At 36.2% G+C, this 6,953-nt stretch carries 10 protein-coding genes; 9 read left to right on the forward strand and 1 reads right to left on the reverse strand.

What is annotated here, in order from left to right:
* Window positions 1-315: 315 nt before the first annotated feature.
* From SanaruYs_RS19760 to SanaruYs_RS19800, 9 genes are all read left to right on the forward strand, one after another.
* Window positions 316-1,047, forward strand: coding sequence for a hypothetical protein (locus SanaruYs_RS19760; RefSeq protein ID WP_127124353.1), 732 nt, complete (start codon window positions 316-318; stop codon window positions 1,045-1,047).
* On the forward strand, window positions 1,044-1,730 hold the full coding sequence (locus SanaruYs_RS19765) for a hypothetical protein (RefSeq protein ID WP_127124354.1): 687 nt from the start codon (window positions 1,044-1,046) through the stop codon (window positions 1,728-1,730). Before SanaruYs_RS19760 ends, SanaruYs_RS19765 begins: the two co-directional genes overlap by 4 nt.
* Window positions 1,718-2,206, forward strand: coding sequence for a hypothetical protein (locus SanaruYs_RS19770; RefSeq protein WP_127124355.1), 489 nt, complete (start codon window positions 1,718-1,720; stop codon window positions 2,204-2,206). Before SanaruYs_RS19765 ends, SanaruYs_RS19770 begins: the two co-directional genes overlap by 13 nt.
* 366 nt (window positions 2,207-2,572) lie before the next feature.
* Window positions 2,573-3,790, forward strand: a complete 1,218-nt coding sequence (locus SanaruYs_RS19775) for a J domain-containing protein (protein ID WP_127124356.1) — start codon at window positions 2,573-2,575, stop codon at window positions 3,788-3,790.
* A complete protein-coding gene (locus SanaruYs_RS20520; RefSeq protein ID WP_127124357.1) occupies window positions 3,787-4,083 on the forward strand; it encodes a DUF6804 family protein in 297 nt (98 codons plus the stop codon). The genes SanaruYs_RS19775 and SanaruYs_RS20520 overlap by 4 nt, the downstream gene beginning before the upstream one ends.
* Window positions 4,084-4,085: 2 nt before the next feature.
* Window positions 4,086-4,553: a hypothetical protein gene (locus SanaruYs_RS19785; protein WP_127124358.1), complete on the forward strand. Its 468-nt coding sequence runs from the start codon at window positions 4,086-4,088 to the stop codon at window positions 4,551-4,553.
* A gap of 417 nt (window positions 4,554-4,970) precedes the next feature.
* Window positions 4,971-5,510, forward strand: coding sequence for a hypothetical protein (locus tag SanaruYs_RS19790; protein WP_127124359.1), 540 nt, complete (start codon window positions 4,971-4,973; stop codon window positions 5,508-5,510).
* A 9-nt stretch (window positions 5,511-5,519) separates the two neighbouring features.
* Window positions 5,520-5,846: a hypothetical protein gene (locus tag SanaruYs_RS19795; protein ID WP_127124360.1), complete on the forward strand. Its 327-nt coding sequence runs from the start codon at window positions 5,520-5,522 to the stop codon at window positions 5,844-5,846.
* A gap of 411 nt (window positions 5,847-6,257) precedes the next feature.
* Window positions 6,258-6,776 carry a hypothetical protein gene (locus tag SanaruYs_RS19800; protein ID WP_127124361.1) on the forward strand — a complete coding sequence of 173 codons (519 nt, stop codon included), beginning with the start codon at window positions 6,258-6,260 and terminating at the stop codon, window positions 6,774-6,776.
* Here SanaruYs_RS19800 and SanaruYs_RS20260 read toward each other — a convergent pair.
* A partial coding sequence (locus tag SanaruYs_RS20260; protein ID WP_218022400.1) for a hypothetical protein occupies window positions 6,763-6,953 on the reverse strand: 191 nt, incomplete at its 5' end. The two genes, SanaruYs_RS19800 and SanaruYs_RS20260, sit on opposite strands and share 14 nt — an antisense overlap.

Below are 6,953 nucleotides of genomic sequence, written 5' to 3' on the forward strand. Positions count from 1 at the left end.
GGCAACAAAATGTATAAAACATGGCTGGGGCTCAGTGTAAATTTGTAGTTTAGTTTTCAAATTACGTTTGGTCACGTGGGACAGGATAGCACTTCGAAAACCCAGCCACGTTTCATACATAAACGTTATGCACAATGCCGCGGGACAGATTCGGTGCTTCGAACATTGGCACATTTGCTTGCCGCTCAACCCCGCCCGACACCAAAGCAAGCAAAAGAGCCAAAAATTTGAACAAAAACGACTGTAATCCGTTGATAGACAGAGCATTTAAATAGTTGAAATAAAATGTTAATTTGACCGATTATTGACGGCAAAATGATTGACACTAACCTTAAATACCAGATAGCGCTGTTCGGATCGTTCGAGGACATAAGCCCGAAGGCGGACATTTTGAAATACTTTATTGATGCGTTTTCAGATAAACAATTAATTCCAACCACGTTTCAAGAATTAGGGCCTACTGGATTACTCAATCGATTAAGTCTAAAATCAACGGATGATGTATGGAGTATAGAATTCAATTCAAATAGAATCGATATTCACAAGTCAAATCAGGACATAGGAGTTACATCCATGGGTTCACTAGATGACTTCATATCGGATTCGAATTCGATGATTGAAAAAATAGTCTCTAAATTTCCCAAGAAGTTCAACAGACTTGCATTAGTTACCAGACATTTATTCAAGGAAATGAAGGAAGCAGAGATGCTATCTATTTTTCATAATACCGTTAAGACTATCGATCTCTATAAAAAGAATGCCCCTGTTGAATGGAACAACAGAGTTGTGACAAGGGTTGTAGAGAAGATTAATGAAAATGACGAGACATTTAATATTATAAGTGAAGTTAATCGAATTAAGGGTAATCTAAAGATTAATTCAGTAGCTACTCCGATAGACAGGGTAGAACTAAAATTTGATATAAATACTTATCAAATTAATACTGACTATAGATTCGATCTAAAAGACATAAGTACTTTTCTTAAGAGAGCTACTGAGATTGAAAAACAATTAGAGGCAGAATACGCAAAATTGGTTACTGTATGAACTATCTATCTGAATTCCTTAGCACAAATTCTTCAAAAAAGGAGGACGAATCAACATGGACGGTTTATGAGTATTTAACCAACAGGTCAATTACACGAAAAAGGCGTGAGAGACAACTAAGGCAGTTTCGCTTTCAATTTGAGCCAGAACCTAGTAATACGACTGACCCATATTCATCTATTTTCTCTGATGTACAAATAGACCTAAGTCTACTCAACTCTTCTGAGAATAAGCTAAATTTTAATCGCGAAGACTATTTGAGAACTAAAATTACTCCTGAGTTCTTGAACCTATTAAAGGATGAAGATTTTGAATTTGGATACAAAACAAGAAGTGAAATGCTTATTGTTGAGCAGCTAAACACGAATGCATTAGCAACGAGAAACTGGTTGAATGAGATATTCCTCAAACACTTTCACGATGAATCAATTGTGATTGGGATTTTGAGGATTATCGGACGGTTTGATCAAGAGATTATCTTTCCTCAAGGACAAACAATTGCGTTAGCAGCTCTAAGTCACGAAAGTGATGAAATAAAAGAACTAGGAATTAGGGCTTTTGAAAAGTGGGGAACGATGGAGAGTTTAAACATCCTGAAAAAGGTTAAGTCTGATTCGAAATGGCTTCAGGATTATATCGATCAAGTAACCTCTGACCTTGAAGCAGAAGTATGTCATATCTAGTCAGGAAAGTAAATAAGGCAAAATGGTTTCAAATCGATATACTGAAAGATGATGATGTTAGTGCTGATGCATTAACAAATTGCCTAAAAACAACAAACAACACCCTATCGGTTTGGCGAATCGACAATGAAGCTGATTTAGACTCAGCCATTCTGGCAATTGTTGCAAATCAGGACCACCTTGACACTATTGATATTGTTATTCTAGAGGAAAGCTCTTTAGAAGGTTACAACATAAACATTGTAGCCTCACCAGGCGAGACTCCTGTTGCAAGCCTCATAAGCGCACACCGGGACTTATCTCAATTAACCTTTTCAAAGATACATGATATAAAAAACCATATTGTTGAAAGAATAAGAAACGACAAACTTAAACGCTATACGGTAGCCTCGTTGAAAAAAATTCTTAATTCAGCAATTGAGCGTGGACTCGTAAAGCAAGAAGATTTAAAAGAATCTTTGAGGAAGAAAATTTAGTTTGTTCTCCGAAGAACCACACCAATGCCAAAGCCGCACAAGCCGACACACAGCCAAAGCTCTGGCATCCGTGTGGTTTGGTAACAGCTGACTGCGGCACATGTGCATAACAGCAGCTATTTGCAATGGCTGGGTGACGTGTAAGTATAAAGTTTTATCTTCGCTATTACGTTTGGTTACGGTGGACAAATACGTTTTCAAAAGCCAGCCACTGCAAATAGCCAAACGTTAGGCACAATGCCGCGGGACAGATACGGTGCTTCGAACATTGGCACATTTGCTTGCCGCTCTTTCCCGCGCGACACCAAAGCAAGCAAAAGAGCCAATTAGTAATTGTTAATTTTATAAAGTTGTATTCGAAACGGCATGGATAAAAACTACTACCAAATATTAGGCTTACCGACAACCTGCAGTGACGATGAGATTAAAAAGGCATATAGAAAACTCGCTATAAAGTTTCACCCTGACAAAAACTCAAACGATAAGTATTTTGAGGAAAGGTTTAAGGAGTTACAAGAAGCTTATGATGTTTTATCTGACCCGACAAAGCGGAGGGACTATGACATAAGATTTGCAAAGAAAACAGAGCAATCAACCCGAACTAAGAGCACTGATACAAAACGAGAACAAGGGACTACGCCTGAATCCTTGGCAACTGACATTGAAGCTGCATTTAGAAAACTGAAGTGGGCAGAATCTGAGCAAATAAATTACACTGAATTATTAAAATACATAGACTCAATTCTTAATGACAATCTCGTTACCCAACTGTTAAAAATTGGCGACATAAAAAGCAATGAGCGGATTGTTGACGCTATTTCAGGACTATTTAAGTTTCTTGTAAAGAATGATATTAAGCAGTACATGCCACTTCTTGTAAAGTTAAGTGGCGCGAACAATGAATTGATTACGAAACTCCACAAAATCGAGAAAGAAGAAATTAGAAAAGAGGAGACTGCAAAGATTTTTACTGCGTTTAAATGGGTTGCCGGAATTGCAATTGTTATTTGGATAATATACATGGCAAACAGTGAAGACAGCTCGAGTTCAACGTCAAACTATACTTACAATCCTAAATCAGTCATAGATACTGCACCTGAAATGATTGAAAAAGTAAGTAAGTATGCTGGAAATAAATTAAAAACAGGAGATTCACCTTACAATAATTATTTCGGAAAAGGTGTATATGATAAAGATTATCTAAATCAATTAGAAGTAAAGAATGGACAAAGTCTTGATGTAATAGTTTGCCTAACTGAATACTATGGTAGTAAGCGAACAATTCGCAACGAATATATACGAGCAGGTGAATCATTTACAATGACAAACATTCCAAACGGAACTTACTATTTAAAAAGCTTTTATGGAAAAGATTGGAATCCAGACACATTACTTTATAACGCTAGATTAAAGGGTTTTTTCGATACAAGCTCAGGCTTTTCAGTTTCTGACGAATTTAATGACCTTTTAAAAATGGAACAGAATGAAAAGTCTTATTCAATTTATTCGGTTACACTATACCCAGTGGAGGGAGGGAACATGGAATCAAGAAATATAACAGCGTCTGATTTCTTTAAGGAATGAATAATAAAATCATTAAAATAGTCTTAAGTATTTTATTCTTTCTGTGCCTGCTAGACATGCCATATGGTTATTATCAATTGGTAAGATTCCTTGCATTAGCCGGTTTCTCATATCTTTCATTTTACTATTACAGACAAAATAATCAAGGAGTTTCATTTATCTATGCGATGTTAGCAGTATTGTTTCAGCCATTGCTAAAAATATCACTTGGACGGGAAATATGGAATATTATTGACGTTGTCGTTGGACTCGGCCTGATAATTAGTTTGTTTGCTAAATCTAAAAAATCATAGTTATGTTTAAAAAGATAATTTGGGCTCTTCTAGAAGTTGCCACAATAGGAAGCGGAACATACATCTTCGTTTCAACAATGGTTGACGAATATGAAATTGACAAACATGAAGCTGGAATGGGGGCGTTCTTAATTGTTTTGGGTTTTCTCTTGAGGAATTGGAGAATGACTTTGTTCGTTAAGTCAGAAGACAATAATAACAAAACAACTCAAAAGATTGAGGTCCAAAGTAAGTCAGTCAATGCGATACTGATTTTAATTATCTCTTTATCATTATTCATGTTAAATAGAAAGATTACTAACACGGCTTCTACTGTAGATAGCAACGAAACAGAGATTGAAAATTTGAACTCTCGAATCGATGGTTTAGATGATATTGACCTTAGCAATATTGAAAACAGATTAGATGATATGGAATACCTTGAATCAAGAATAGAGGATTTGGAAAACTACTCTCATAGCCATTACTGAGAAGTTTGAACGTAATCCAGGATAACAATGGATGTGGCCAACAGTCGACCGAAATGTATTGGACATTTAGCAGAACTCAGATTTTGGTAATAATTGGTGCTTCGAACCGCAGCACCAATGCCAAAGCCGCGCGACTTCAGCCCTCAACCAAAGCTTTGGCATCCGTGCAGCTTAGTAACGGTCGACTGCGGCACTGTGCATAACAGCAGCTATTTGACAATTGCGGGGTGTAGTGTTAATTTAAAGTTTATGTTTCAAAATGTAGTTCGGTCTCGGGGGACAATTTTACAGCAGGTCGGCTTTAACATTCCGCTGCGCTCCATTTTTAAAGCCTCCTATGCCCGCAACTGCAAATAGCCAAACGTTGTGCGCAAGCAGTTTTGAGTTTCATATCATAGATTATTCATATATTAGATTATGACTGTAACTGTTGACATCGTTAACGATTTTTTGAACGACCTTGAGAGGGTTAAAGGACGAGGACACTTTGCAATCGAACCTTATATTCCGATTGACAAAAAGTACTTGATTAAAAACGAAGACATACTCATTTGCCTAGAATCCTTAGTGTCACAAGGATTCATTAGGTTGGATCGTAAGACTTCGTCATATCCAAACGGGACTTTCGGAATAGAACCAAAAGGCTCATCGGTTGTTGGTAAAGGTGGTTTCACAGAAGAAGAGTTCACTAACATTTTAAAGCCAATGCAAGATAATAGCGCAAAAAAACTTCTCAAAACCGAGCAAACTTTCAACATAGGACAAGTCAATAATCTAAATTCTGGAGATATACTTGGAACACTAAATCAATCCTCATCCGATAAGTCTGTAAATAAACGTGAGACAACTTCTGGTGTGAGTCACAAAGGATTTGAGAAAAACCAAAGAGATTTTATTGGATATGCAATTGGCATAGTAAGTATTATAGTAGCAATAATTTTATGGTTGTTAGGCTAACTTTTAAATATGAATAATGATAATATAGCATTCTATTGCATTATAGGTGTTGCACTTTTTATTGCTTATTTAGTTCGTAGAGATAAAGCTAACCCAAACAAAAAAGTTATAAATAACTCAGGGTTTAAAAAGGAACATCTTGGTATAGGTGTATTAATTATATCATGGGAATTAATAAGCTACGTTTTTTCCAGTTATTTTTTCCCCTTAGACAATAAGGATTACTCAGGTAAATGGGTTAAAGAATTCAATGAAGAATTATTTATCGCACTTAGTATTATCGGATTGGCTATTCTGCTTGTGTACATTGGTTATAAATTAATTAAACAAAAATGATATGGCTAATACAACAGGAAGTAAATGTCTACAAAGCGGGTTATATCAATGTGACAAGCACTCTAAATCCAAAATACCGCTTGCAAAAGGTGAGACTTTCCCACCGTGCAATGAAACAGGAAAGTCACACGGAGCCAATTGGAAACTCATAAACAAGGCGTAGTGACAAATCATACTGCCAGCGCACAACAAAAGCTATAACCAATGGCGGGTGATGAGTAAGTATAAAAGTTTTATCTTCGCCATTACATTTTGTCACGGTGGACAATAACGGTTTCAAAAGCCGCCACTGGTTATAGCCAAACGTTGTGTGGCATTTTTTGAAACACTTGTAATAACCCCTAAGAGGATTTAATGAGAAATAAAATTTTTATTCATATACTTTGGATAACTCAAGTAGTATTATTTTTTGTGACTTTAACTAGTTGCGGAGAACGCAAAATTGATTACCGAGACTATTATGACATAAAAGACAATGTGAAAAAAATTGAGTTGAAAAACTCCCTGAACTCAGATAGTAGCAAAGTATCTTATAAAGAGATATGGACTTTTAATGAAGATGGACAACTAATGAAAAAAGAATCATTTTCATTTGACAATGTTGAACATAAGGGCAAACTCATCGGATCGACAATCTATTCGTATGAGGACAAGCTATTAAAATTTGAAGATATCCTTGACAGTGTAGGTGAAACAAACCTTAAGTATGAGTTTATTAAACATGACGATAGAGGATTTCCAATCGAGTATAAACTCATAAAAGGGGAAAATGCTGTTAACAGAATGGTATGTTCATTCGAAAAGGATTCAAAAAAAGTGCTCTCATATGACAAAGAACTACTTGTTGACAGATATACCACTTTCTATGACAACGAAAAAAATGTAATCGCTGAAAAACTTGAATGGTTATATTGTACTAACCCCCTATAAGTTGGACAGAATTGTTGTTTAAAATGTGTATTGCTTGTCGGTTTTCCTGTTCATCTTCTAAGCAAAAGTATGTGTCTGGATCAGCCGAGTCAAGGCTGGTACAGAGCGAATGATTTTGTGTTTGATTTTTTAAGGAATCATTCGGCCTTGACTCGACTGCTCCAGCCACCTGTCCGC

Origin of the sequence: Chryseotalea sanaruensis (genome assembly GCF_003990915.1) — a bacterium.
Classification (GTDB): Bacteria; Bacteroidota; Bacteroidia; order Cytophagales; family Cyclobacteriaceae; genus Chryseotalea; species Chryseotalea sanaruensis.